This is a genomic window from uncultured Cetobacterium sp., from assembly GCF_947072685.1.
Lineage (GTDB): Bacteria > Fusobacteriota > Fusobacteriia > Fusobacteriales > Fusobacteriaceae > Cetobacterium_A.
Window position 1 is genome coordinate 1 of sequence record NZ_CAMTIK010000011.1, and the last position, 26,297, is coordinate 26,297.

Genomic DNA, 26,297 nt, shown 5'->3' on the forward strand with positions numbered 1-26,297 from the left:
TATATAATCATACCACAGCATTTAAAGTTTGTCAACAAAGTTTTTTTATTTTTATAAAAAAAGGAATGTTTATCTAAAAACATTCCTTTTTATAAAATGGTTTATTCTTCTTTTTCGTAGAGTTGTTCCTCTGTTTTTCTTATCAAATCATGTAAACTTTTTTGTCTTTGAAGATACTTTGCTTTTCTTTTACTTGCACTTTCTTTAGCTGTATTTATTATAGGTAATAAGAAACCTGCTACTATTCCTGCAGAAAATCCATTGTTATATAGATTAAGCCCTCCATGAATAACACCTATACTTTGAACTACGGCTATATGAAATATTCCAGCTACTATTCCCCAAAACACTCCATATACTCCAGCCACTGGCGCTAATGAAGTTCCAAACAATCCTGACAAAGCTATTGTAAAACCATCGGTTTTACTTCCAAATTGACCAAGATATACACCTAGTAATATGGGAACTATATTATATATTGTTTTTCCATATGCGGAAAATCCAACTATCGTTAAAATTCCAGCTAATAGAGGTCCATTTAATGTCTGTCCTAAAAGGATAGGATATAACATCGCCACAAATCCCATTATTCCCATATTTATAAAAGTTAATCCATATCCATACTTCACTACAAAATCACTTTTTAATCCGTTATCTTTAAGTAAATTCCGATAACCTGAAAAACTTTTATTGTTTATATAAAATCCTATCACTATTAAAGAAATGAATACTAAACTTGAAATAATTTTCAATTTCAAATCGTACTCTATAGATATTATTCTTTGAGGAACCACGACAAATTGATAAAGTTTTAATACTGAAGCTATCACCGCACCTAAAATTCCACCAGTAAAACCTAAATTATATAAATTAAACCCTTCATGAAACCCAGCCATTTTTTTAGCTAATGGAGTTACTATAAAACCTATTAAAATTCCTAAAACAATTGCATTTATATATGCGTATTCACTCAAAACATGTATGTTAAAAGCCACTTCACTTATAAACGGTGCCAAAGCACTTGTAAAAGATATTGTTACAATTAAATCTTTAAACTCTATATGCTCATATTTTGAATATAAGATTCCACCAACATAAAAAGGTAATATATTTAAAATATTTTTTCCAAAAAATGAAAACCCGAAAACTGTAAAAAATGAAGCTATTGCTATTCCGTTCAAAGGTGTACCTAACAACCTCATAAGTGTATAGTTAAAAATAAATATTAGAAACGCATTCAAGAATGTAGCTCCTATTCCTCCTATAACTAAAAAGTCTGTTATTAAAACTGTTGGTGATGTTAGAATTTTGACAAATCCTTCCAACACATTTTCTTGCCCTGTAAAAACAAAATAAACAAATAAGCAAAACATAAACACAGCTAAAACTTCTGTTAATATCCAAGCTTTTTTACTCCTATCCCCTTTAAAATTATCCAAATTACCACCCCTCAAGTCTTTTTATTAAAATTTTAATCTTTTTTCCAGTAAAAATCAATTTTTTTATCTGAATTTCATTGACTTTTATACACTCTAATGATATCATTAAACAAATGTTTAACAATATAAACAAATGTTTAATAAGGAGAGACTATGACAAATAGGGAACAAGAGATTCTTAACTGGATTCAAGAAAATCCTTTCATATCTCAAGCTGAACTTGCTGAAAAAGCTAATATTGCACGTTCATCTGTAGCTGTACATATTTCTAATTTAATAAAAAAAGGTAAAATCATTGGTAAAGGATATATTATACAAAAAACACCATTTATCAGTGTTATAGGAGGAACAAATATCGATATTTCGGCTACTTCCTACTCACCTTTAAAAGACTACGATTCAAATCCCGGAAAAGTTAATACATCTTTTGGTGGGGTTGGAAGAAATATAGCTGATAATCTTTCAAGACTTAATCAAGATGTTGAATTAATAACTGTTTTGGGGGATGATTTTAACAGTGATGAAATCAAAAAGAATTGTAAAGTTTTAGGAATAGCTATTTCTAACTCTCTTACTATTAAGAACTCGCCAACATCTACATATCTCTCTATCTTAAACGAGAATAAAGATATGAAAATTGCTATATCCGCAATGGATCTCTATGAAAACCTTACAATTGAATATATAAAATCAAAAAAAGAACTTATTGAGGAGTCACAACTTTGTATTATAGATACAAACATTCCCAAAGAAACAATTGAATTTATATTAAACAATATTAAGACTCCTATTTTTCTAGATTGTGTTTCTACAACAAAAGCTTTAAAAATAATTGATTTAGTCGGAAAAATCCATACAATCAAACCAAACAAATTAGAAGCCGAAGCCATTTCAGGTATAAAAATTACAGATTCTGCTTCTTTGAAAAAATGTGCTGAATTTTTTATAAATAAGGGTGTTAAGCAAGTTTTTATCTCTTTAGGAGAAGAAGGGGTATTTTTCTCTAATGGTGAAATCTATTCACATCATTCTTCATTTAAAACTGACGTTATAAATACTACTGGAGCAGGAGATGCTTTTATGGCTGGTATAGCATATAGTTATATGCAAAATCTTAATATTTTAGAAAGTTGTATCAACGGAATAGCTTGTGCTAGCATCGCTATATCTAGTGATAAAACAATTAGTGATAATATGAATTTAAAAAATATCAATACTATCAAGGAGGAAAATTTATGAATTTAGAAAAATATTTGATTATATCAGATGAGGTAAAAGAGGCTTTAAATAATAATAAACCAATAGTTGCTCTTGAATCAACTATTATATCTCACGGAATGCCTTATCCACAAAATGTTGAAACTGCTCTTAAAGTTGAAGATATCGTTAGAGAAAATGGAGCTATACCAGCAACAATAGCTATCTTAAATGGAAAATTAAAAGTAGGATTAAGCAAAGAAGAAGTGGATTATCTAGGAAAAAAAGGATTAGATGTCACAAAAGCTAGTCGAAGAGATATTCCTGCTATTTTAGCTTCAGAAGCTGATGGAGCTACAACTGTTGCTTCAACTATGATTATTGCAGCTCTAGCTGGAATAAAAGTTTTTGCTACCGGTGGAATAGGTGGGGTTCATAGAGGAGCTGAAACTACTATGGATATTTCAGCAGATTTAGAAGAATTGGCAATGACCGATGTTGCTGTTGTTTGTGCAGGAGCTAAATCTATTCTGGATATCGGACTCACTTTAGAGTTTTTAGAAACAAAAGGTGTTCCTGTTTTAGGTTATCAAACTAAAGAGTTACCTGCATTTTATACTAGAAAAAGTGGTTTCAGTGTAGATTATAAAATGGACACTCCGGAGCAAATTGCAAAGACACTCAAAGCTAAATGGGATGTAAATCTAAAAGGAGGAGTTGTTATTGCAAATCCTATCCCAAAAGAGTTTGCTATGGATTTTGATACAATCACCACTGCTATCAATAATGCTGTTGCCGAAGCTGAAGAAAAAGGAATAAAAGGAAAAGAGAGTACTCCATTCCTTTTGGCTAAAGTTAAAGATATAACGAAGGGAAAGAGTTTAGAAGCTAATATTGAACTTGTTTTTAATAATGCTAGACTTGCTTCACAAATAGCATCTCACTTTAGTAATTTATAAAAAAATAAAAAAAGTGTCACTGACACTTTTTTTATTTTTTGTAAATTTCACTAAAAAAACACATAAAAAAAAGGAACTTAAAAGTTCCTTGAATGATACTGTTTAAATGGCTGGGGTGGCTGGATTCGAACCAACGCATGACGGAGTCAAAGTCCGTTGCCTTACCGCTTGGCGACACCCCAACATCGTTTAGATAATATCATTTTTTTATCATTTTGTCAATGGTTTTTTATTCTTCTACAATTTCTACTACTTCTACCGGTGTTATTTCTTGCGACATAACTTCTTGATACTTAGCTATAACACTATCTGTTATTTCTTTTCTTAACTCAGGTGTTATTGGATGAGCTATATCCTTATATTCACCGTCTGGCATTTTTCTTGAAGGCATAGCAACAAACATTCCTTTTTGACCATCAATTACTTTTAATCCATGTATTACAAAACATTCTTCAAAAGTAACATCTGCATAAGCTTTTAACTTAAGTTCGTTTTCATTTTTCACTGTTCTCAATCTAACATCTGTAATTTTCATTCTAAATGCACCTTCCTTATGATTTAGTAGTTTTTTATTTAAAATTGCAAAGAAATATCTCGCAACTTTTAAATCTTTGTTTTACATTACAAAATATCTTATCAATATCCTTTAATAAAAATCCATAGTATGCACTTCCACTTCCTGACATATAAAATCTTATGCCCTCTATATCTTCCAATTGTTTTTTAAATTCTTGTGTTCTTTCATCCCCCAATAGAAGGGCTTCTTCTAAATTATTTTCAATTTTATCTTGAAATAAACTTAAATCTCCACTCTCTAGTCCTCTAATTATCTCACTTATATCTGCCATTTTGGGAACTTTTATTTTTTTTATCTCTTTATAAGCTAACGCTGTTGAAATTCCAAAATTAGGTTTTATTATAACAATTGGTATTTTCACATTATTTTTGATAACCTCTATTTCTTCACCAATCCCTTTAACTCTAGATGGCTCATTTATAATAAAAAATGGAACATCTGCACCTATATTTTTTCCAATCTCTATTAATTCATTTATGCTGAACGGTTTTTTATGGTAATCATTCAATATATTTAGAAAAAATGCGCCATCTGAACTCCCACCACCTAAGCCTGCTTGATGTGGTATTCTCTTTTCTAAAAAGATGTCTATTTTTAATGGCGTAATCCCTAGTTTATTATAAAACTCCTTATATACTTTATACAAGATATTACTTTCATCTGTTGGAATATCCTTTTTATTTGTTTTTATTGTTAAAGATCCAGTTTCATTAAAAATTTTCCCTTCTAAAATATCGCTCAAATCGACTGGAAGCATAGTCATATCTAAAAGATGATAACCATTTTCTAAAACTCCTTCTATGTTTAGTCCTATATTTATTTTAGCGTTTGGAAATACTTTAAACTCCATTAAAATAGGTCCTCCTCACTATCCAAATCAACGATGATTCCTCTACTGTCCAAAAGCTCCACTAGTTCTGAAGTTCTATTTTTTGAAACATTCCCTTCAGGAACTTCTAAAATTTTAAATTTAAAATATTTATTATAATATTCTAACTCTAATTCCATACCAACTTTTACTTCTGAACTTGCTTTGACAATTTTTCCATTGAGTTTAGCTTTTCCGCCATCAACCACAACTTTAGCAATTGGTCTTCTTTTTATTATTCTACTCACTTTTAAAAATTTATCTAATCTCATATCTCTCCTCTTGATTGGTACTATTATATATACCTTATTTTTTTCAGATGTCAATAGTTTAAAAAAATATTTTTATTTTTTTGCCTCTTCCCACAATTTATCCATAACATCTAAAGATGACATTTTTAAATCACAGTGAGATTCCACATATCTAAATCTTTTGTCAAATTTGTCCGAAGCTTGATTTAAGCAAATTTCTGGATTGATATTTAGATGTCTTGCTAAATTAACTAATGCAAAAAACAGATCTCCTAATTCTTCCTGTGCCTTTTTTGTATCATTTAAAATAATCTCATCCCTTAACTCTTGAATTTCTTCTTCGACTTTATCTATAACACCATGAATTTCTAACCAATCAAACCCTACTTTAGATGCTTTTTTTTGAAGTTTTTCAGCTCTTAAAAGAGCAGGAAAATTTTTTGGTACACCATCTAAAACTGATTTTCTATTTTCATGTTCCTTTTCTTCACTTTTTATTCTCTCCCAATTGATTAATACTTCACTTGAATTCGAAGCCATATTTTTACTCATAAAAACATGAGGATGTCTCCTAATCATCTTTTCTGAAATTCCATCTATTACATCATTTATTGAAAATTTATTTTTTTCTTCTGAAATATTAGATTGAAATACTATCTGTAATAATAAATCTCCTAATTCACTTTTTAAATTATCCCCTCCTTCATCCATTGCTTCTAAAACTTCATATGTTTCCTCTAAAAGATGAGGTTTCAACGTTTCTAATGTTTGTTCTCTATCCCAAGGACACCCGTCAGGACTTCTTAATTGTTTTATAAGATTTACAAAATTTTGAAATTTATCCATTTATTCTTCCTCTCCTTCATACCATTTTAAAAATTCTAATATTTCTCCTCTATAATATATTCCATCATCTTTAGGTGAATATTTCGCTTTTTTTAACTCTATTAAACTTACAATCTTTTCAAACTGAATGTGCTCATTGTCAAATTTAATAAATATTTCTGAATCTAGCTTTGAAATTTCAACTATTCCTAATTTTTTAGCCAATATTTTTATTTTTAAATAATTTAATAAATTTTTGGCTTCTTTTGGTAACTCCCCAAATCTATCTATTAATTCAATTTCAAGCTCTTTTAAAGTATCTACATTTTTCACATCTACCAATCTTCTATATATAAGTAGGCGTTCATCTCCTTCAATATAATTTTTAGGAAGATAGGATTCATCTTCTAAAAATATTTTTATTTCTTTTGTTTCCTCTTTTTCTCCTCTTACTTTGGAAATCTCCTCTTTTAAAAGTTTTGTATATAAATTATAACCAAAGGTCTCAAGAGCTCCGTGTTGTTTTTCACCCAGAATTTCACCCGCTCCTCTAATTCTCATATCTTCTAAAGATAATTTGAATCCTCCTCCTAAATTCCCAATTTCTTTAAGACTACTTTTTCTTTGATCTGCCTTTTTCCCTAGCTTTTTATCTTTATCTATAACCAGATAACAGTATCCCTTTCTTTTCCCTCTACCCACTCTTCCTCTCAATTGATATATTTGAGATAACCCTAGTTTATCAAATCCTTCTATTAATATGGTATTGGCATTTGCAATATCTATTCCATTTTCTATAATTGTTGTGCTTAGAAGTACGTCTATATCTCCAGAATCAAAAGATTTCAATTTTTCTTTTATGTGTTTAGCCGACATTTTCCCGTGGATATATTCTATTGATACAAATTTAGGTAAAATATTTTTCAATTCATTTAATTTCTCTTCCATCCGTTTAACTTTATTAAAAATATAGAAAACTTGTCCTTCTCTAGAAATTTCTTTCATAATTACTTCTCGAATTTCTTTTTTATCCTCATTAATAAATGTTGTTTCTACTGGAACTCTTCCTTCCGGAGCTGTCTCTATTACAGAAATATCTCTTATACCCAATAATGCATAATTTAAAGTTCTCGGGATTGGAGTTGCAGTTAATGTCAACATGTCGACATTTGTTCTCATTTTCTTTAATTTTTCTTTAGCTTTTACTCCAAACTTTTGCTCTTCATCAACTATTACTAATCCTAAATCTTTTACTTTTACATCTTCTGAAAGAAGTCGATGAGTTCCAATTATAATATCTACACTTCCACTCAATATTTTTTTTAAAATTTCTCTTTGTTCTTTATCACTATTTAGTCTACTCAAAAGCTCTACCACTATAGGATAGCTTTCATATCTTTCTATAAATCTTTCATAGTGTTGTTGAGCTAAAACTGTTGTTGGAGCTATAAATAAAACTTGTTTTCCATCCATAATAGCTTTAAATGCTGCTCTTATAGCAACCTCTGTTTTTCCATAACCAACATCTCCACATACAATTCTATCCATAACCTTTGACGATTCCATATCTCTTTTTACATCTTCAATCGCAATTTTTTGATCTCTTGTTTCTATATATGGAAATTTTTCTTCAAACTCTTCTTGCCAAACTGTATCTAGTGAAAATTTAAATCCTAAATTCAAAGCTCTCTTAGCTTGAATTTTCACTATCTCTTTTGCAAACTTAAGCATATCTTTTTCTAACTTTTCTCTTCTTTTCTTAAATCCTCTTCTACCAAGATTATAAAGTTCAGGTATATTTTCAGGGTCAACTAAAAACCTTTCTATTTTATTTAGTCCTTCTATTGGAACAAATAGGCGGTCTTCATCAGCATACCTAATAGCTAAGTAATCTTTTCCATTTATTTCTTCTATTCCAAGATATATTCCAACCCCATAATTTTCATGAATTATATAATCACCTTCTCTAATTTGAGATGTGTTTTCATATTTTATTCCACCTTTTGAAAAAGCAACTCTTTGTTTTTGATTATTTCCTTCACTTTTTATTACATCTATTTTTTTTGCTTCTTTTTCTAGTAACTCATAAATTTGTTTGTATTTTTTTTCGTTTTCTCTATCCCTTATAATGGCTTCTTCAATTTTATAGCTCACTATTTCAATATTTTCCAAATATATATCAATATTTTTATTTTTTTTAAATCGCTCTATTAAATCTAAAAAATTTATAACATTTGTTTTATTTTTGTTTATATACATTTTTACTATACTTAATCTTTCAAAACTTTTCTGATCATTATGTGAAAAATATGTTATTCTATCTATTTCATCTCCAAAGTATTCTACTCTTATAGGAAACTCTCCATTAGGTGGAAAAATATCAATAATATCGCCACGAACAGAATATTCCATTCTTTCTTCTACTAAATATTTTTTTTCAAATCCATTTTGTTCTAAAATATCAATTAAATTTTTTCTTGTCATACTAGAATCTAATTTTAAAGTTACCATATCTTCATTTAAAGAGTATTGTGATAATATTCCTTCAACTGAAACTAATATAATCACTTTTAAATCAGTTTTCAACGCATCTATTAGTTCATAATTTATTTTAAAATATTCTTCCTCTTCTTGGAGATCATTTATTTTTATCAGTTTTATGGATTTTTTTTCCCATATTTCATTAAAATAAATTTCTAAATTTTTATTAGAAGAAGCTATATAAACAACATTATTTTTATTTTCAGTCAACATTTTAGAAACATCTTTTCTTAACATAGGTTAACTCCTCTTAAATAAAATTCTTTCATTTAATTATACATTATTTTAAATAAAAAAAACGAATATTATATTATAAAATTCGCTTTTATATTAAATATCTTTAATCCTTTGAAACTAAAATTCCTGAACCTATTACAAGTCCTAAGATTACGTTTGTTAAAAGTAATCCCGTTATTATTTCAACCACTACTATAAACTGTGAAAGTGTTGTCAATGGATATATATCCCCATAGCCTACCGTTGTTATTGTTATAAAACTAAAATAGATGTGTTTAAAATAAAACTCAATTTCAGGCAATTCACGACTTATTCCATGAAAAACAGGCACCTTATTAAACAAACTAAGTACAGTGTACAACAATCCAAAACTAATAGTGATGGTTATATATGTTGTTATTACAACAATTACATCCGATGGCACAACTTTTCTTTTTCGTCTTAAAAAATCAGAGAAAACATACTTTAATATTATTATATGAGATACTATTAATAAAAAAATATTTATAAACGCTAGTAAAATAAAGAAATAGTTCAAAGCTTCATTATTCTCTATTTTTAATGATAAATTAATAATTGGAACCAACACAAGATAATAAAAAACTAAAAAAATTGCTTTTAATGGTCCATCACGAAATAAAAAGTTTTTTTGAGATAAAAAAACTAGTGGCAATATACTAAAAAATATTTTTATAGAACTTAACATTGTATCAATAAACTCTATTTTCTTTGATACTATAAGATGAGCAAATATTGAAATTAAAAATGCTATTCCCATAGAATAAAAAGCATTCTTTAAAAAATGAATTATTTGCTGTTTTTCATACAACCTCATATTCCCTCCATTAAAAATTTATTTAATAGAATATACCAGTTTTTTTATTCTCTCTTTTAAAATTTTAATAAATAAAAAAGGTGCTAGTCATATTAACTAGCACCTCAGATTTAAATTAACTAAAAGCTAAATTATGCAAAGAATCCAAATATCATAGATCCAATAATCAGCATCATAGCTCCTCCAACTCTTGAAGAGATTTGAGCAAAAGAGATTAACTCCATTCTATCTGCTGCCCCAAGAACTGCAATATCTCCAGATCCACCTCTATTAGCCATACATAGTCCAGCTGTTATAGCTGCTTCCACTGGATAAAACTTCATTTTTTTTGATGCTAACATTATAAATGAAGTTGCTCCTAATACAACCGCTAGAGCAATCATTAAGTTTCCAAATGATAAAGAGTTTATTATCTCTTGTACATCTGTACCGAATCCTACTGCTCCCATCAATATCCAAATTGTATATTTAGAGAAGAATGTTTGAACATTCTTTGCTCCAGCTTTTAAAGAAGCAGGAACTACACCTAACATGTTTAATATTATTGAATAAACAACTAGAAATGCCAATCTATGCATCTCGAACGGTAAATCTAAAGAACTCCAAATTTTTGCAGACATATTTGCAAGCATGAACATAAATCCTGTAAAGATTAATGCTGATGCAAACTCTTTTTGTCCTACTTTTAGTTGTGGTCCCTCTTCTTCTTTTACAGCTTCTTTTGAATCATCTAGAATCAATTTTCCGTTTCCTGTTAAAGTCGGATACTTCTTTCCAATCTCTTTTAATAATGCTCCTGTAAATATAGCTATAACGTTAGCTATTGTCAGTATTGAGATTGCAAATGCAAACCAATCTTTAGGGTTTCCACCAGTTTTTTGAGCCCACATCTCTGACATTGGAATTGCTCCAGCTCCTGTTCCTCCACCCATTATAGGTAATACATAGTTCATAATAACATCTAATGGTGCTTTACCAAATAAGAATCCAATTGAAACTCCACCAATTGTTGCTCCTAATACTCCTATTAGAATCAATGGAATGTATCCAGCGATAGATTGGATTAAAGTTTTTCTATCCACAGTCAAAACAGAACCAACTATTAATGCTGGTATAAATAACTCTAAAAAGTTAACTGGTTGTGATCCATAAAAAACATCTATCGATTTTAAAACTTTCGCCGGAACTAAGTTATAAGTTCCCATAACTGCTGATGCGAAGAATACTAAAACTGTTCCTCCACCAATATAATCATTCCATAGAGGGATTCTATCTCCAATCTCTCCAAATAAAATACCAAATACTGCTAGTATTGTAAATAATGTAAGGAAATTTGATATCATAAATCCTGCTTCCTTACCACCAAAAGGAACGTAAACTACTATTGCAACTACTGCCAGTATTACAGCGAACATCTGGATAGATAGTCCACTCCATTTCGTTTCTTTTGGATCAAAAAGTTCTTTAAAATTTTTCTTTGCCATTTTTCTCCCCTTATTGTAAATTTATATCGTAAAATTTTATTTTACTTACTTTTTTATTTTTCTTACAACATCAACTATGCTGCCATCTCTGTACTCTACAACTGCAACTACTTCGTTTTCAAACTCAATCTCTTTAGGTTCTCCTACGATAAAGTTTGCAAGCTCTCTTAATTTTTCCATAGTTACTAATTCTATACCTGCTTGTTGGAATCTTTCTAATAAATCTACTCTTGTTGGATTTACAACTACTCCATAATCCGTTACAACTACATCCACTGTACTTCCAGGCGTTACAACAGTTGTTACTTTATCTATTATTGTAGGAATTCTTCCTCTTGTTAAAGGCGCCACTATTATTGATACATTTGCTGCCGCAGATGTATCTGAATGCCCTCCAGATGCTTCTCTTATTACTCCATCCGATCCAGATATAACATTTACATTAAAATCTTTATCTACTTCTAAAGCACTCAATATAACAAAATCTAATTTATTTACTGCTGGTGAACAGTTAAATGGATTAGCATAGAAATCTGCACTTACTTCTATATGTTTTTCATTTTTTGCGATTGATTCAACTGCCGCTAAATCAAAACACTGCGTATCGTATAATTGACCGATTAATCCTTCTTCTAAAAGATCTACGAAAGCTTTTGTTATTCCACCTAAACCATAGCTACACTTTATATTTTTTTTGATTAACTCTTCTCTTATAAATCTTGTTACTGCAAGAGATGCTCCTCCAGAACCAGTTTGCATAGAAAACCCATCATTAAAATATCCAGAAGATAACATTACATCCAAAACCTTTTTTGCCATCAAAAGTTCCTTAGGATTTGAAGTAAATCTTGTTGCTCCCGACATAATTCCATTTGGATCCCCAATTTCATCAACAACAACAACGTAATCAACTTGAGTTTGTGGAATACTCATAGGGTTATTTGGATAATCTACTAAGCTATCCGTTATTATTATAACTTTTTCTGCATGTTCAGCGTCAACCTTTGCATATCCTAAAGATCCACAAAGAGATTTCCCTCTAACTCCGTTGGCATTACCCATACAATCTGACGATGAAGCTCCTAAAAATGCTACATCTATTTTTAGATCTCCCTCAACTATAGCTCTTGCTCTTCCTCCGTGTGAACGAATAACAGCAGGATATTCTCCTAAAAGACCATTTGAAATTTCAGTAGCAAGATCTCCTCTTAATCCACTTGATTCAAGTCTGTTAACTACACCTGATTTTACATGTTTTACAATGCCTTCGTGAGCTTTAGTGAAAGAACTAGCTGCAACTCTAAGATTTTTAAATCCCATCTCTGCTAATTTATCCATTACCATAGGTAATACTTTATCACCATTACGGAAATGGTGGTGGAAAGATATTGTCATTCCATCTTTTAATCCTGATTTTTTTATAGCTTCTTCTAAAGAATTAAGAACCTTAGTTCTTCTGATTGCACCCTTTAACTCTGTTGTATTCTCATTTGTTGTTCCTTCTGGTTGGTAAGCAAATGGAGAGTTATATGCTTTTCTTTCTTCATATCCTTTTATAGTTTTTAAAAGACTTTCATCAACTCTTTTATTCATCATACTACTCATCTCCTCCTAATTTTACCCCTGCTGCCTTGGCTAGTCTCAATACGTGCTCAGCTCTTTCAATAATTGGTTTATCTACCATTTTACCGTCAACTGTAAATACACCTTTATTTTGCTCTAAAGCTTCTCTTGTTGCATCTACTATTTTTTTAGCCTTTTTAATATCTAAATCAGATGGAGTATATACTTTATGAAGTAACTCTATTTGTCTTGGATGAATAAGTGATTTTCCTGAGAATCCCATTTGTTTTATCATTGTAGCTTCTTTTATAAATCCTTCATCATTATTTACATCAGAGTATACAGAGTCTAATGGATCGATTCCAGCTGCTCTTGCTGCCATAACAATTAATCCTCTTCCTGTAAATAGCTCTACACCTTCTGGAGATCTATTTGTTTTTAAGTTAGTTACATAATCTTCTCCACCTATTGCCATTCCTACTAATCTCTTTGATGAAGTTGCTATTTGGTATGCATTTAAAGCTCCTAATGGACTTTCTATTGCTACCATTAATTTTGTTGTTCCAACAGGAATTCCAGCTTCTTTTTCAATTCTTTCTACATGAGCTTCCACGTCCAAAACATCTTTAGGTGTATCTGTTTTAGGAATTCTTATTATATCTGGCTGAGCTCTTACAATAAACTCTAAATCCTCTACTCCATACTCTGTATCTAAAGCATTTATTCTTACAACCGTCTCAATATTTAAACTTTTGTATATTGGTCTCATTTTATTGATCATATTGAATACTAAGAATCTAGCTGAATCTTTTTCTGTTACTGCTATCGCATCCTCTAAGTCAAACATAATTGAATCTGGTCTATATATATGTACATCTTTTATTACTCCAGGATTATTTCCAGGAATAAAAAGCATCGAACGTCTTAATTTCATTTTATCCTCCTACTTCCAAGTGAATTTTTGTTGAGCTGCTCTTGTTACAACTGTTTGGATTCTACTTTTGATTACAGGCTCAATAGCCCCTTTATCATTTACAAATAACTTTGCTGATGTAACTCCTAGCTCTTCTAAGCTTTCTAAGATTACTCTCTTTACATCTTCTCCATATTGACCCATTACAACACTTTCCATTTCTAATTCTATTCCGTTTGTATTTGGCTCAAGTATTATGTAAACATCACTTGACTCAAGAGTTCCTGCCACTGCTTTTACTTTGATTTCCATTTTCTGGCCTCCAATTTTATTATTATTTAAACATTGCTAGTAACACTCCTGCTGCTACTGCCGAACCTATAACTCCTGCTACATTAGGTCCCATTGCATGCATCAATAGGAAGTTACTTGGATTTTCTTCTTGTCCAACCTTTTGAACAACTCTTGCTGCCATAGGTACTGCACTCACTCCTGCTGCTCCAATCATAGGGTTAATAGTTCCTTTGCTAAGCTTGCACATAACTTTACCAAACATAACTCCTCCTGCTGTTCCAAAAGAAAAAGCAAAAAGTCCTAAAACTATTATCTTTATTGTTGCTAAGTTTAAAAATGCTTCTGCATTTGTTGTTGCTCCAACAGTTAATCCAATAAAAATTGTTACAACATACATCAACGACCCTTTAATATGTTCTACTAAATTAGGAACTAATCCACTCTCTTTAGCTAAATTTCCAAACATTAACATTCCAACCAAAGGAATTGCCGATGGTATTATTAATGTTACTACTATTGTTACAACTATTGGGAATAAGATTTTTTCTCTCTTACTTACAGTTCTAAGTTGAGTCATCTTTATCTGTCTTTCTTCTTTAGTTGTTAAAAGTCTAATAATTGGCGGCTGTATAACTGGCACTAAAGCCATGTATGAATATGCAGCTACTGCTATTGGTCCTAACATATGTGGTGCTAGCTTTGATGTTAAATATATAGCTGTTGGTCCATCTGCTCCACCTATAATACCAACTGATGCGGCTTCACTTCCACTTAATCCTAAAAGTGTAGCTCCTATAAATGCCCCAAATATCCCCAGCTGAGCTGCTGCTCCTAACATTAAACTCTTTGGGTTAGCAATCAATGGACCAAAGTCTGTACTTGCTCCTATTGCTAAGAAGATTAATGGAGGATAAACTCCATATTTAACTCCCTGATATAATATATTTAATAATCCATTTTTATCCATAATACCTTCACTTATAGGTGCTGGTAAATTTACCAGTAACATTCCAAAAGCAATTGGAAGTAATAAGTAAGGTTCATATTGTTTTTTTATTGCTAAAAACAGTAGAAATAATGATACTAAAATCATTGTTGCTTGACTTAAAGTCATCATCGCTATCCCTGTTGTAGCATACATATTGCTCAAAAACTCCATCTTAACTCCTTTCTAACTCTTTATTATTAAGCGATTACTGCTATTATTGTTCCACCGTCTACTGTGTCACCTTTGTTTACTTTTATTGATTCTACTACTCCATCAACAGGCGCTACTATTGGATTTTCCATTTTCATAGCTTCTAACACTAGTAATGTATCTCCTGCTTTTACTCTTGTCCCTGGTGTTACCTCTATTGAAACAACCATACCTTGCATAGGAGCTTCAACATTTGTTCCAGTTCCTGAAACTGCTGGTGCTGGCGCTGAAGATTGTGTTGGTGCTGGTGTTGATATTGTTCCATTTATTTCCGTTACAGATTCTACTTCAACCTCATATACTTTTTCTCCGATTTTAACTTTATATACTTTTATCATTTTTCTAACACTCCTTTAATTTAGCTCTTTTATTCCTATTACTCTAACGTTGGCATTCTCTTCTTCTCCTGCCGCTTCTATACATGCTACCATCATAGCTATTTTCATATCTTCACTTGTTATTTTCGATGGATCAAATCTCTCTCTTTGAACTTCTTTAGGTATATCTGCTGATTTTTGTGCTTTTTTAATATCTGCTACTACTTTCTCTGCTGGTACATATTTAAACAGTGAAAGTACAAAGGCTAATATTGCTAAAATCACAAAAACAACTAACATACTTATTAAAGTTATTTCAAGAGAAGTTATAAGTGATATTTGTCCTTTAAACATTCTTATAAATCATTCTCCTTTCAACTAAAAAATTATATTTATGTGTCTTATCTCTTTTTCTACTTTTGGTTTATTTCTATTTTCTAAATATGGTTTTGCTATTTGTGGGAACATTGCATACATTAAAACATCCTCTGGACATTTCGCTAAATCTCCAATCTCTTTTTTTAACTCATCATATTCAGGTTTTAATAAGTCTGCAGGTCTTCCAGTAAATACTTTTTCATCACCTATTATTTTAGTTTTTACACTTTCTAAAACTGGTGCAGGTGATTTTCCATAAAGTCCTTTTACATAATCTTTTATCTCTTTAGGTACCATCTTATATCTTTCACCTGTTAAAACATTAAATACTGCTTGTGTTCCAACCATTTGACTCAAAGGAGTCACTAGTGGTGGATATCCTAAATCTTCTCTCACTCTTGGAATCTCTTTTAAAACATCTTCATATTTATCAGCAGCTTTTTGTGCCGTCAATTGAGAAACTAAGTTTGATAACATTCCTCCCGGAAGTTGATATTCAAGTATACTTGGCTCTACAAAATATGCTTGCATATTCAAAACCTTTTCATCTACATATTTTTTTCTAATCGGTTTAAAATATTCAGCAATCTCTTTTAAAAGAGTCAAATCTAACTCTGGATCTCTTTCTCCACCCTCTAACGTTCTTACCATAGATTCGGTAGCTGGTTGTGCAGTTCCACCCGCAAATGTTGATATTGCCGTATCTATAATATCAATCCCTGCATCTATCGCTCTTAGATATAACATACTTGCTATTCCACTTGTTGCATGAGTATGTAGTTCTAACGGTACATTAATTACAGATTTTAATTCTTTTATTAACGTGTAACCCGTTTCTGGCAATAAAATTCCCGCCATATCTTTTATAACGATTGAGTCAGCACCCATTTCTTCCATCTCTTTAGCTAATTCCTTATAATATTCAGTTGTGTGAACTGGACTTATTGTATAAGCTATTGATAATTGGCAATGCCCACCATATTTCTTAGTCGCTTCCGCAGCAACCTTTAAATTTCTTGTGTCATTAAGAGCATCAAATATTCTGATTATATCTATTCCGTTTTCAATGGATTTTTTTACAAACTCTTCTACAATATCATCCGCATAATGTCTGTATCCTAAAAGATTTTGTCCTCTTAAAAGCATTTGTAGTTTTGTTTTTTTTGCTCTTTTTTTAATCTCTCTTAATCTCTCCCAAGGATCCTCGTTTAAGAATCTAATACAAGCATCAAAAGTAGCTCCACCCCAAACTTCTAACGCGTGATATCCAACGCTATCCATTTTTTCTACAATTGGAAGGATCTCTTCAGTTGTTAATCTTGTTGCTATAAGAGACTGATGTCCATCTCTTAGACAAGTTTCTGTTATTTTAACTTTATTTTTCAATATATCCTCCTCGGTATTCAGTGTTCCGTATTCTGTATACAATTTTTTATCTACAATAAAGTATACAACATTTTTTATAAATGTCAAATACTTTTTGTTTATTTTATCGTATAAAAAATTCTGTTTTAGTACATTTTGATACTGTTCTGTTCGGAATAAAAAAACTAGAGTTTTTTAACTCTAGTTTTCCACTTTTTAACCATGCACTTGTTTAATAAGAAACTCCTTTGCTTCCAGCAAATGTCTTCTATTAACTATTATCGCTTCCTCTTTTTTACCTTCTTTTATTAGAGAAACAATCTCCAAATGATCTCTATGAGCATTTAACCTTCTATCTTTGCTCTCTGCTGAAATTTTTCTAAATTTTTTCAAATATAAATTCAAATTATTTATCAATGCTATTACTCTTGGCAAATCTGAAATTTTATAAAGAATCTTGTTAAATTCTGAAAAATATTTAAACACTTCTTGTGATTTTTTTTCATCGTTAACAATTTCATCTACCAATTTTATATTTTCTTCTAATTTTTTTATATCATTTTTTGTAACTTTTATAAATAGCTCTTCAAAAATAACTGTTTCTAGAGCCATTCTAATTTTAACAACCTCTTCTACATCTTTTTTTGTAGTTTTTGGTACTGTTACCCCACCCTTTTCTCTAGCTTCAACAAGTCCTTCTAACTCCAACATTCTCAATGCTTCTCTCAGAGGCGTTCTGCTTATATTCAATTTTTCGGCATACTCCTCTTCCACTATTCTTGTTTCCTCTTTAATATTTCCAGTTACAATTTCACCTTTTAAGTAATCATATACCTGTTCACGTATTGATTTTTTCTTTTTTATCACCATTTTTTTCCCCTTTATTTAAATCTACTTAGATACTCCTCTAATGCTTCTTTAAAAATATCTAGCATTTTATCAATCTCTTCTTCTTTTATTATGTATGGTGGCATAAAATAAACTATATTTCCTAAAGGTCTTAAAATTGCCCCTTTTTTTAAAGCTATTTTATATATCTCGTATCCCGCTCTTTCTCCTGGAATTCCAATCAACTCTATAGCTCCAATAAGTCCTATCTGTCTATATTCTCCTATATTTGGTATATCTTTTAATTTTTCGTTCGATGATTTTCTTAAATACTCACCTTTCTTTTTAATAACCTCTAATATATTTTCCTCTTCAAATATTTTTAATGTTTCAACCGCTATTCTACATCCTATTGGATTTCCAGAGTAACTGTGAGAGTGTAAAAATGATTTCCCCTCTGAATAATCGGCATAAAAAGCATTATATAACTTATCTGTTATCAATACTATAGACATCGGAAAATAACCAGCTGTTAACCCTTTTCCTACGCACATTATATCTGGACTAACTCCAGCATGCTCAATAGCAAACATTTTTCCTGTCCTTCCAAATCCCATCGCTATTTCGTCAGCTATTAAATGAATATTCAATTCTAAAGTTAGCACTCTAAGTTTTTTTAAATATTCAGGTGAATATATCCTCATACCTGCAACACCTTGAACCATAGATTCAACTATAACTCCAGCTATTTCATTGCTATTTTCTCTTAATTGTTTTTCCATATGTTCAAAGCACTCTGCTTCACAACTCTCTCTTTTTTTTCCATATTCACATTCAAAGCAATCAGGTCCCTTAACTTTAATTCCTTCTCTTATTAACGGCTTATAGATATCAGTAAATCTATCCATATTTCCAACCCCTAATGCTCCTATTGTTTCTCCATGGTATGCGCCATCTATTGAAACGAATTTTTTCTTTTGAGGATTGCCTGTTTGTGCATGATATTGAAAACTTAACTTTATCGAAACCTCTGTACTTGAAGATCCGTTGTCTGTAAATATAAGTTTATTCAATCCTTCGGGAGCTACTTTAGTTAACCTTTCTCCTAATTCAACTGCAGCTTCATGCGAAAAATTCGCAAAAATTATATGTTCAAGTTTGTCCACTTGTTCTTTTATAACTTTATTTATTCTTGGATTACAGTGCCCAAATAAATTTACCCACCAACTTGAAACACAATCCATATATCTGTTTCCAAATTCGTCCTCTACATAAAGCCCATCTCCCTTAGTTATTATTATTGGTGGAAGATTTTCATAATCCTTCATTTGAGAACAAGGATGAAATATATGTTCTAAATCTTTTTTTTGTAAATCGCTCAATTTTTCCATTTAGATTACTCCTTTCTTAAAAATTATATTAAATAAAAATAATCTTTGATGCCTATTATAGCATGATTTTTTTTGCCTTACCTACTTTTTCTTTTTCTGCTTGATAAAATACCCAATTCTTCTCGATATTTAGCAATTGTTCTTCTCTGTATATAAAAATTTTCTCCCTCTAAAATTTTTGCAATTTTTTCATCTGAAAAGGGAGATTTTATATTCTCTTTTTCTACTATTTCTATTATTTTTTTTTTGATTATCTCTGTTCCTGAGTTCAAAATAATATATTTTTTTAAAGATATTATTTTTGTATCTATTTTTATATATTTATCTTTTATTGCTCTTGAAACTGTTGACTCATGCAGATTTAATTCAAAAGCGATATCTTTTATTTTTAATGTTTTCAACTCTTTATTTTCAACGACACTCTCTTTTTGATACTCCATTATATAGCTAACTATATTCAAAAGTGTCTGCTGTCTTTTCACCACACTTTTTTCTATCGCTATTGCAAATGAAAAATTTGGAGTTCCCTTAAATTTTTCATTTAATTTTATTTTTGGTAAATAATCTTCATTTGGCTTTATTACTATATTTTTTTCAATTATTTCGACTAGAAAATCTGGAACAACATATTTTGTATTATCATTTACATAATATCCTCTTGCTGGTTTAGGATTTAATCCTCTTATTATTGAGATCTCTTTTTTTACATCCTCTAACGAAATCGAATATTTTAAAGATATTTTATTTAAATTTCCAGATGCGACATCTTCTAAATCCTCATCTATTATTGAAAAAATATTTGATTTTTCAATTTTTTTTTCCAAAATTTGGATCTTTAAACAATCTTTTAAATCAACTGCTCCAACACCAAGAGGATCTAGTTTTCTTAAATTTTTAAAAGCAATATTGAAAACATCCACCTTTATTTTGCTTGATTTTCTTAAACTATTTAAATCTCCTAAAATATAACCTCTTTCATCTAAATTATTTATTAAATAGACCATAGCTTCTCTAATATCTTTTTCTATTTTTAAATATCCGATCTGCTCTTCTAAATAATCTATTAAACTTTCTTCTTCACTTGTTATATTTTCTAAAAAATTTTCACTTTCTTTATTTTTTGAATAATTTTTATTGGAATAAACAATTTCAATCGCTGGATTTTTTATCGCTTCTTTTTCTACAAATTCTTTCAACTCTATTGAACTCATTTTTAATATCTTTATCGATAACTTCATTTCTGTAGTCATCGCAAGTTTTAAATTTTGACTTAAATCTAATCTAAAATCCATAAATATATCCCCCACTTCTATAATAAAAAAATAGCAGAGTTACAATCTTTAAATCCTCCGCTAATATTTTTTATCTAACTCTAAATTTAAATTCTTTCTCAAAATAAACTTTTATTCCTTTTCCTTTATATTTTATAGGCTTAAACTTCCAATATTTAAGAGCCTTTTCAACCTCTTCTTTAAATCCATACCCCATTTCTCCGGCTAAAAAAACTATTTCTGATACTTCTCCGTTTAAATCTACTAAAAATTTCACTTTTATATTTCCAGATCCTTTATAGCCTATTTTTTTAGCTCTAATTGGATAATTTGGATCTATCTCTTTAATTATTTCAAACTCTACTCCTTCAGATGAAACAGCTGTGAATACTCCATCTCTCCCTCGAATAAAACGATTTTTATCTTCAAATTCATTATAGACTTTACTCTCTTTTTTAACTTCTTTAATTATCTCCTGTTTCTTTATATTTTTTTTTGTTTTCAATTCTTCAGTTTTAACTTTTTTAAATACTTTTTCTTTTTTTGTTTCTTTTTTTTCTACCTCTTTTTTTTCTACTTCTTCATTTAATTTTTTATTTGTATTTACCTTCTGAGAAGAACTAATTGCTCTTTGATTTTGCACAGAAACTATGATATTTTTTTTTTCTACAAACTTTAACTCTTGAGGAGTTAAGTTCTTTATTCCAATTCCAATTATAATAAAATGAATTACAATTGAAAACAGATAAAATTTAGTCATAAAAATTCAACTCCACTTTATTGACACCTGAATTTTTTAAAATCCCTATAGTTTTTACTATAACTTCATATTTTAAATTTTTATCTGCACTTATCGTGATCTCCTTCACTGTTTTTACTCTTATAGGTAACTCCTCTAAAGTCACTTCTATTTTTTCTTTATCTTTTAAAATATAGTAACGTTTATTTTGATCTATTACCAACTCATAGTTATTCTCTTTAGTTTCAGACGAAATATTTCCATTAGGAAGTTCTAGATTAAAACCACTATATCTATCAAAGGTCGTTACTAGCATAAAAAATATTAGAAGTAAAAAAACTACATCTATTAAAGGGGTTAAATCTGGTGTTGCTAAACTTCTTCTTTTTGTTCTTCTTTTCATTTAGCTACCTCTTCACTATATTTACTATAAATGTTGCTATTTTTTCTACCTCTAGCCCCATTTTTTCTATTTTTTTATTAAAAATATTATAAGTTATTATTGAAGGAATCGCAATTATTAATCCGCCTGCTGTTGTCAATAGAGCTTGGGATATTCCACCCGCAATTGCATTTGGATCTCCTGTTCCTGAAATAGCTATTTTTCCAAAGGCTTGAATCATTCCTGTCACTGTTCCAAGCAACCCAATCATTGGTGCTGTGTATGCAATGATTCCAAGAAGATATGTATTTTTCTCCAATATATCCATTTCTTCTAGTTCTATCTCCCTCAATAGCTCATCACTATTTTTGAAATCTTTTGTTTCACAATAACGAGTTAAAAATTTAGTAATAGTTTTTCCTATTACGCCTTTTTCAGTTTTAGAAAACTCTATTGCCTCTTTATATTTTCCATCTATTAATAAAATTTTTATTTTTTTCTTAAATTCTGCATTAACATAACTTCGATTATTGACAAAACAATATGTCCTTTCTAAAATAATCCCTAACGAAACTATAGATAATCCAATTAATACATATAATATCGGTCCACCAGCGTTTATATAACTTATCATTTTCCCTCCAAAAATATTGATTTTTCTATATAAAGTATATCTTATCTTATTCACATTGTACATACTAAATAATCAGTAATTAAAAAAAGCAAGATTTAGAATCTTTTCTAAATCTTGCTTTTTTTCTTACTAATTCGTTTTTTCATTTGTTTTTAACATTTCATATCTCATTTTCATTTTTTCTGTTTTCATTTCAGCCTGAATATTTCCTTTTTCTTTGTTCAATTTCTCTATTGTAGAAAAATCAGGTTTATCCTTAGATGTTTCTTTTAACATTGACAATTTATTTTCTTGAAGTTTAATTCTTCCTGCTTTTAATTTAGGATTATTTTTCATTTGTTCCATCATCATCATTTTATCTTCACTTGTTTGACAATTCATCATCATTTTATTCCCGTTGTGCATCATACTTCCGTTATTTTGATGATTTCCGTTTCCTCTAGCCATTGCTGTTGTTCCTAGTCCTATAGCCATCATCGATACTAAAATAAATTTTTTCATTTTTATACCTCCACTTGTTATGTTTTTTCTTTATAAACTAATAATAACAAAGTTTTGTGGCTAAATTATGTCATAATTTATTTTTCTGCGACAATTAATTTTAATACATCTTTCATCATTAAATTTTTAGATGTAACTTTAGAAAACCCAACTTCTTTTATATTATTTTCAGTATCTCTTAGAAGAGATGTACCTATAACTCTTGTAGTAATTTGATTCAATATCCATAAAAAAATATTTATTATTAAATATCTACTTTTCATATGTTCTAAAAAAATAGCTTTTCCTCCAGGTTTTAATACACGAAAAATCTCTTTTAAGCCCTTTTTAGGATTGGGAACTGTGCAAAATACACAAGTTGAAACAACTGTATCGAATGTATTATCTAAAAAATTCATCTCTTCAATATTCATCTCTTTTAATTTTATATTTGTTAAATGTAAATCTGTTATTTTTTTGTTTGCTAAATTTAACATCTCTTTTGAAAAATCTATCCCTATAATATCTAGATTATTCTTGTAGTACTTTAGATTTGCACCACTTCCTATTCCTACTTCTAAAATTTTTCCCTCTGCCAAATCTATTGCTTCTTTTTTAAATTTCCCCATAGGCATATTTTCTTCTATTTTATTATACAATTTTGCCCATCGATCATATCCTTTTTTAGGATCTTTCATCCACTTCTCCTTTTAATATTTTATAAATATTTTCTATCTCATCAAAAACTCTATGAGAAGCTCTCATTATCTCTGTTGAATCTATTAAATAAATTTTTTTATTTTTAAATGCATCTGTTTCCTCTATCAATGGAATGCTCTTAATTAACTCTTCTTTTTTATCTATCCCTCTAGTTCCTATTATATATTTTGGATTTTCTTTTAAAATATATTCTGAAGATACTATTGTTTTTTTCCCATTTTTAGGCAAAATTACCTCTAAGCCTAAGATCTCTAATATTTCAACAGGTAATGAATCTTTCGAGAAAGAGGTGGGCGGAGAATCTGAATATAAAATTAAAGCTTTTCCATCAATACTAGATTTTTTTTTAATCAAATCTAACTTATTTGTTAACTCTTTTACTAAATCTAAACTCTCTTTTTCTCTATTGGTAATTTTTCCAAGAATTACTATATTTTTTAAAATATCATTCAAACTTCTATTCACAAAAGTTATAGAAGGAATACCAAATTTTTTTAACTCTTCATTCTGATTTCCCATAACATTGAATATTACTAAATCTGGATTAAAAGAAAGTATTTTTTCTAAAGAAGGTTTTGATACACCGCCTGCTAATGGAAGTTTATTTGTTTTTTCTTCCGGCCATATTTTTTTATTATGGTTAGCAATAGCCACAATTTTTTCTTCAGCTCCTATTTTATATAGTAATTCAACTGCACCAAAATTATAAACAACTATTCTCTTGTACTCTTTTAATGGAATTTTTTCAGTTTTTTCACCCAAAATCATATTATCTTTTATATCTAAAGCAAGCATATTTACCGTTAATACTAAAAATATAATTAATCGCTTCATAATCTCTCCTTTTTAGGTAAAACAAATATACCGTCCTTTGTTTCCAAGATTTTAGGATCAAAACCATAGACATCTTTTAAAATATCCTCTTTTATAACTTTTTCTGGTGATCCCGAATACTTAATAATCCCATCTTTTATAAAAAGTATTTTATCACAAAATAATGATGCTAAATTTATGTCATGAATTACAATCACACCAATTAATTTATCTTCTTTTATTTTTTTCGATAAAATAGCCAACAATTCTAAAGAGTGGTTCATATCTAAAGCAGAGGTTGGTTCATCTAAAAAAATTACCTCCCCTTTTTGAATAAAAGCTCTTCCTAAAAGAATCTTTTGAAATTCTCCACCACTTAAACTAGTCACCTCTCTATCCAAATAGCTTTGAAGCTGCAGTTCATCTATAACCTCTTTCACAACTTTATAATCTGATTCGTCTAACCCTTTGAAGTTATTTTTTATATGTGGAACTCTTCCTAATTTTAAAAGTTCTAATACATTAAAATTTATATTTTGATTCGATTTTTGAGTTATAAAAGACACTTTTTTTGAAAAATCTAAAATAGAAAATTCTTCCTGTTTTTTTTCATCCAGATAAATTTGCCCATCCTCCATTTTTAAAAATCCCATCATAATTTTTAAAAGTGTTGACTTCCCACAACCATTGGCTCCTAATATTCCAATCAACTCACCTGAATAGAATTGATAATTTATAGATTTTAATATTTGGTTTTTCCCATATGAATATTTCAAATTTTTCAGTTCTATCCTTTTCATAAGTCCGCCTTTTTGCTTTTAAATGCTAAATATATAAAAAATGGGGCTCCAAATATAGCTGTTATAATCCCTATCGGAATTTCCATTGTTGTTGATATCCCTCTAGATATTGTATCGCAAAGTAAAAGAAATATCCCACCGTAAAACATTGAAAATGGAATCAATTTAATATTACTACTTCCAAAAATCATTCTGACAATATGTGGAATAATTAATCCTACAAATCCAATCATACCACTAAAAGCTACTGAAAACCCAATCATAAAAGTGGATACAATAAGAATTCTATATTTAAATTTTTTAATATCTACCCCTAAGCTGTGTGCTTCTTCATCCGATAATAAAATAATGTCTAACCTATATCTATTTAAATAAAAATATATTAGAGCAAGTACTAAAGGGATTGATAAAATTAAAATTTTATTCCAGTCTCCTCCTCCTAAATACCCCATTGTCCATACAACAACTCTAAAACTATCCTCTCCAATTAAATACATGGCTAGGGATATTAAAGCTCTTAAAAAAGCTGATATTGCTATTCCTACAATAAGAAGAGTCGATAAGTTTAAAGTACTTTTTTTCCCATTAGATAATTTAAATATTATAAATGAGGTTATAAATGAAAAAGTTGAAGCAAAAATACCATAATAACTTTCTGATAAACCCAATATATAAGCTATTACAGCTCCAAATGTTCCACTGGCTGAAATACCTATAATATATGGGTCTGCCATTGGATTTCTAAAAAGAGTCTGTGTTACTGCCCCACTACTTCCTAATAACATCCCTATTATTAATGCCATTAAAATTCTGGGTAATCTTAATTGCCAAAATATTTTGAATTCAACTGAATTTAAATCCTCTCTTCTTAGAAGAATATTGATTCCCTTAAAAAAATTTATTTTATAATTTCCTACGAATAAAGAAAAAATAAATAAACATATCAGAAATACTAAAGATATTATTAAAATATTTTTTTTATTTAGCTTCACTTTTTT

The 26,297-nt window shown here is 29.4% G+C and carries 28 protein-coding genes and 1 tRNA gene; 2 read left to right on the forward strand and 27 right to left on the reverse strand.

The annotated features are described in order from the left end of the window. Nucleotides 1-101: 101 nt before the first annotated feature. A complete protein-coding gene (locus Q0V67_RS05330) occupies nt 102-1,439 on the reverse strand; it encodes a DUF1576 domain-containing protein (protein WP_297597755.1) in 1,338 nt (445 codons plus the stop codon). A gap of 153 nt (nt 1,440-1,592) precedes the next feature. Between Q0V67_RS05330 and Q0V67_RS05335 the strand changes: the two genes are divergently transcribed. Together Q0V67_RS05335 and Q0V67_RS05340 are read left to right on the forward strand one after the other, a co-directional pair. Continuing rightward, nucleotides 1,593-2,678 (forward strand): carbohydrate kinase, encoded by a 1,086-nt coding sequence (locus tag Q0V67_RS05335; protein WP_297597757.1) that lies wholly within the window; start codon nt 1,593-1,595, stop codon nt 2,676-2,678. Further along, entirely contained in the window at nt 2,675-3,595 is a 921-nt protein-coding gene (locus tag Q0V67_RS05340; protein WP_297597759.1) for a pseudouridine-5'-phosphate glycosidase, read from the forward strand. The genes Q0V67_RS05335 and Q0V67_RS05340 overlap by 4 nt, the downstream gene beginning before the upstream one ends. Before the next feature lie 107 nt (nt 3,596-3,702). Here Q0V67_RS05340 and Q0V67_RS05345 read toward each other — a convergent pair. From Q0V67_RS05345 to Q0V67_RS05470, 26 genes are all read right to left on the reverse strand, one after another. Then, nucleotides 3,703-3,777, reverse strand: a tRNA-Gln gene (locus Q0V67_RS05345). 47 nt (nt 3,778-3,824) lie between these two features. Then, nucleotides 3,825-4,130 carry a septation regulator SpoVG gene (gene spoVG, locus Q0V67_RS05350; protein WP_297597760.1) on the reverse strand — a complete coding sequence of 102 codons (306 nt, stop codon included), beginning with the start codon at nt 4,128-4,130 and terminating at the stop codon, nt 3,825-3,827. A gap of 34 nt (nt 4,131-4,164) precedes the next feature. Further along, the gene (gene ispE, locus Q0V67_RS05355; protein ID WP_297597762.1) at nt 4,165-5,022 is read right to left on the reverse strand and encodes a 4-(cytidine 5'-diphospho)-2-C-methyl-D-erythritol kinase; all 858 of its coding nucleotides are present in this window, start codon (nt 5,020-5,022) and stop codon (nt 4,165-4,167) included. Beyond that, nucleotides 5,022-5,312 carry an RNA-binding S4 domain-containing protein gene (locus Q0V67_RS05360; RefSeq protein WP_297597764.1) on the reverse strand — a complete coding sequence of 97 codons (291 nt, stop codon included), beginning with the start codon at nt 5,310-5,312 and terminating at the stop codon, nt 5,022-5,024. Before Q0V67_RS05360 ends, ispE begins: the two co-directional genes overlap by 1 nt. Before the next feature lie 72 nt (nt 5,313-5,384). Then, nucleotides 5,385-6,137 (reverse strand): nucleoside triphosphate pyrophosphohydrolase, encoded by a 753-nt coding sequence (gene mazG / locus Q0V67_RS05365; RefSeq protein ID WP_297597766.1) that lies wholly within the window; start codon nt 6,135-6,137, stop codon nt 5,385-5,387. Beyond that, nucleotides 6,138-8,894 carry a DEAD/DEAH box helicase gene (locus Q0V67_RS05370; RefSeq protein ID WP_297597768.1) on the reverse strand — a complete coding sequence of 919 codons (2,757 nt, stop codon included), beginning with the start codon at nt 8,892-8,894 and terminating at the stop codon, nt 6,138-6,140. Between the two features lie 103 nt (nt 8,895-8,997). Next, on the reverse strand, nt 8,998-9,729 hold the full coding sequence (locus Q0V67_RS05375; protein ID WP_297597770.1) for a potassium channel family protein: 732 nt from the start codon (nt 9,727-9,729) through the stop codon (nt 8,998-9,000). Between the two features lie 131 nt (nt 9,730-9,860). Further along, nucleotides 9,861-11,213, reverse strand: a complete 1,353-nt coding sequence (locus Q0V67_RS05380; RefSeq protein WP_297597772.1) for a 2-hydroxycarboxylate transporter family protein — start codon at nt 11,211-11,213, stop codon at nt 9,861-9,863. Nucleotides 11,214-11,258: 45 nt separating this feature from the next. Then, nucleotides 11,259-12,809 (reverse strand): citrate lyase subunit alpha, encoded by a 1,551-nt coding sequence (gene citF / locus Q0V67_RS05385; protein WP_297597774.1) that lies wholly within the window; start codon nt 12,807-12,809, stop codon nt 11,259-11,261. Nucleotide 12,810: 1 nt separating this feature from the next. Next, nucleotides 12,811-13,710: an aldolase/citrate lyase family protein gene (locus Q0V67_RS05390; protein ID WP_297597776.1), complete on the reverse strand. Its 900-nt coding sequence runs from the start codon at nt 13,708-13,710 to the stop codon at nt 12,811-12,813. Nucleotides 13,711-13,719: 9 nt separating this feature from the next. After that, nucleotides 13,720-14,001: a citrate lyase acyl carrier protein gene (gene citD, locus Q0V67_RS05395; protein WP_297597778.1), complete on the reverse strand. Its 282-nt coding sequence runs from the start codon at nt 13,999-14,001 to the stop codon at nt 13,720-13,722. Between the two features lie 22 nt (nt 14,002-14,023). After that, on the reverse strand, nt 14,024-15,124 hold the full coding sequence (locus Q0V67_RS05400; protein ID WP_366938439.1) for a sodium ion-translocating decarboxylase subunit beta: 1,101 nt from the start codon (nt 15,122-15,124) through the stop codon (nt 14,024-14,026). Between the two features lie 44 nt (nt 15,125-15,168). Beyond that, a complete protein-coding gene (locus Q0V67_RS05405; protein ID WP_297597783.1) occupies nt 15,169-15,519 on the reverse strand; it encodes a biotin/lipoyl-containing protein in 351 nt (116 codons plus the stop codon). Nucleotides 15,520-15,534: 15 nt separating this feature from the next. Beyond that, nucleotides 15,535-15,852, reverse strand: coding sequence for an OadG family protein (locus Q0V67_RS05410; RefSeq protein WP_297597785.1), 318 nt, complete (start codon nt 15,850-15,852; stop codon nt 15,535-15,537). 24 nt (nt 15,853-15,876) lie between these two features. Continuing rightward, entirely contained in the window at nt 15,877-17,262 is a 1,386-nt protein-coding gene (locus Q0V67_RS05415) for an oxaloacetate decarboxylase subunit alpha (RefSeq protein ID WP_297597787.1), read from the reverse strand. A gap of 195 nt (nt 17,263-17,457) precedes the next feature. Next, nucleotides 17,458-18,111, reverse strand: coding sequence for a GntR family transcriptional regulator (locus Q0V67_RS05420; protein ID WP_297597789.1), 654 nt, complete (start codon nt 18,109-18,111; stop codon nt 17,458-17,460). Nucleotides 18,112-18,122: 11 nt separating this feature from the next. Then, nucleotides 18,123-19,460 (reverse strand): adenosylmethionine--8-amino-7-oxononanoate transaminase, encoded by a 1,338-nt coding sequence (gene bioA, locus Q0V67_RS05425; protein ID WP_297597791.1) that lies wholly within the window; start codon nt 19,458-19,460, stop codon nt 18,123-18,125. A 77-nt stretch (nt 19,461-19,537) separates the two neighbouring features. Beyond that, nucleotides 19,538-20,752 carry an RNA polymerase factor sigma-54 gene (rpoN, locus tag Q0V67_RS05430; protein WP_297597793.1) on the reverse strand — a complete coding sequence of 405 codons (1,215 nt, stop codon included), beginning with the start codon at nt 20,750-20,752 and terminating at the stop codon, nt 19,538-19,540. A gap of 70 nt (nt 20,753-20,822) precedes the next feature. After that, a complete protein-coding gene (locus Q0V67_RS05435; protein ID WP_297597794.1) occupies nt 20,823-21,491 on the reverse strand; it encodes a TonB family protein in 669 nt (222 codons plus the stop codon). After that, the gene (locus tag Q0V67_RS05440; protein WP_297597795.1) at nt 21,484-21,873 is read right to left on the reverse strand and encodes a biopolymer transporter ExbD; all 390 of its coding nucleotides are present in this window, start codon (nt 21,871-21,873) and stop codon (nt 21,484-21,486) included. The genes Q0V67_RS05435 and Q0V67_RS05440 overlap by 8 nt, the downstream gene beginning before the upstream one ends. 4 nt (nt 21,874-21,877) lie before the next feature. Further along, complete coding sequence (locus tag Q0V67_RS05445) at nt 21,878-22,486, reverse strand: MotA/TolQ/ExbB proton channel family protein (RefSeq protein ID WP_297597796.1); 609 nt, start codon at nt 22,484-22,486, stop codon at nt 21,878-21,880. A gap of 129 nt (nt 22,487-22,615) precedes the next feature. Beyond that, the gene (locus Q0V67_RS05450; protein WP_297597797.1) at nt 22,616-22,987 is read right to left on the reverse strand and encodes a hypothetical protein; all 372 of its coding nucleotides are present in this window, start codon (nt 22,985-22,987) and stop codon (nt 22,616-22,618) included. A 77-nt stretch (nt 22,988-23,064) separates the two neighbouring features. Beyond that, nucleotides 23,065-23,664, reverse strand: coding sequence for a class I SAM-dependent methyltransferase (locus tag Q0V67_RS05455; RefSeq protein ID WP_297597798.1), 600 nt, complete (start codon nt 23,662-23,664; stop codon nt 23,065-23,067). Further along, nucleotides 23,651-24,520, reverse strand: coding sequence for an ABC transporter substrate-binding protein (locus tag Q0V67_RS05460; RefSeq protein ID WP_297597799.1), 870 nt, complete (start codon nt 24,518-24,520; stop codon nt 23,651-23,653). Before Q0V67_RS05460 ends, Q0V67_RS05455 begins: the two co-directional genes overlap by 14 nt. Further along, nucleotides 24,517-25,299 carry an ABC transporter ATP-binding protein gene (locus tag Q0V67_RS05465; RefSeq protein ID WP_297597800.1) on the reverse strand — a complete coding sequence of 261 codons (783 nt, stop codon included), beginning with the start codon at nt 25,297-25,299 and terminating at the stop codon, nt 24,517-24,519. Before Q0V67_RS05465 ends, Q0V67_RS05460 begins: the two co-directional genes overlap by 4 nt. Next, nucleotides 25,296-26,291 carry an iron ABC transporter permease gene (locus Q0V67_RS05470; RefSeq protein ID WP_297597801.1) on the reverse strand — a complete coding sequence of 332 codons (996 nt, stop codon included), beginning with the start codon at nt 26,289-26,291 and terminating at the stop codon, nt 25,296-25,298. The genes Q0V67_RS05465 and Q0V67_RS05470 overlap by 4 nt, the downstream gene beginning before the upstream one ends. Between the last annotated feature and the right edge of the window lie 6 nt (nt 26,292-26,297).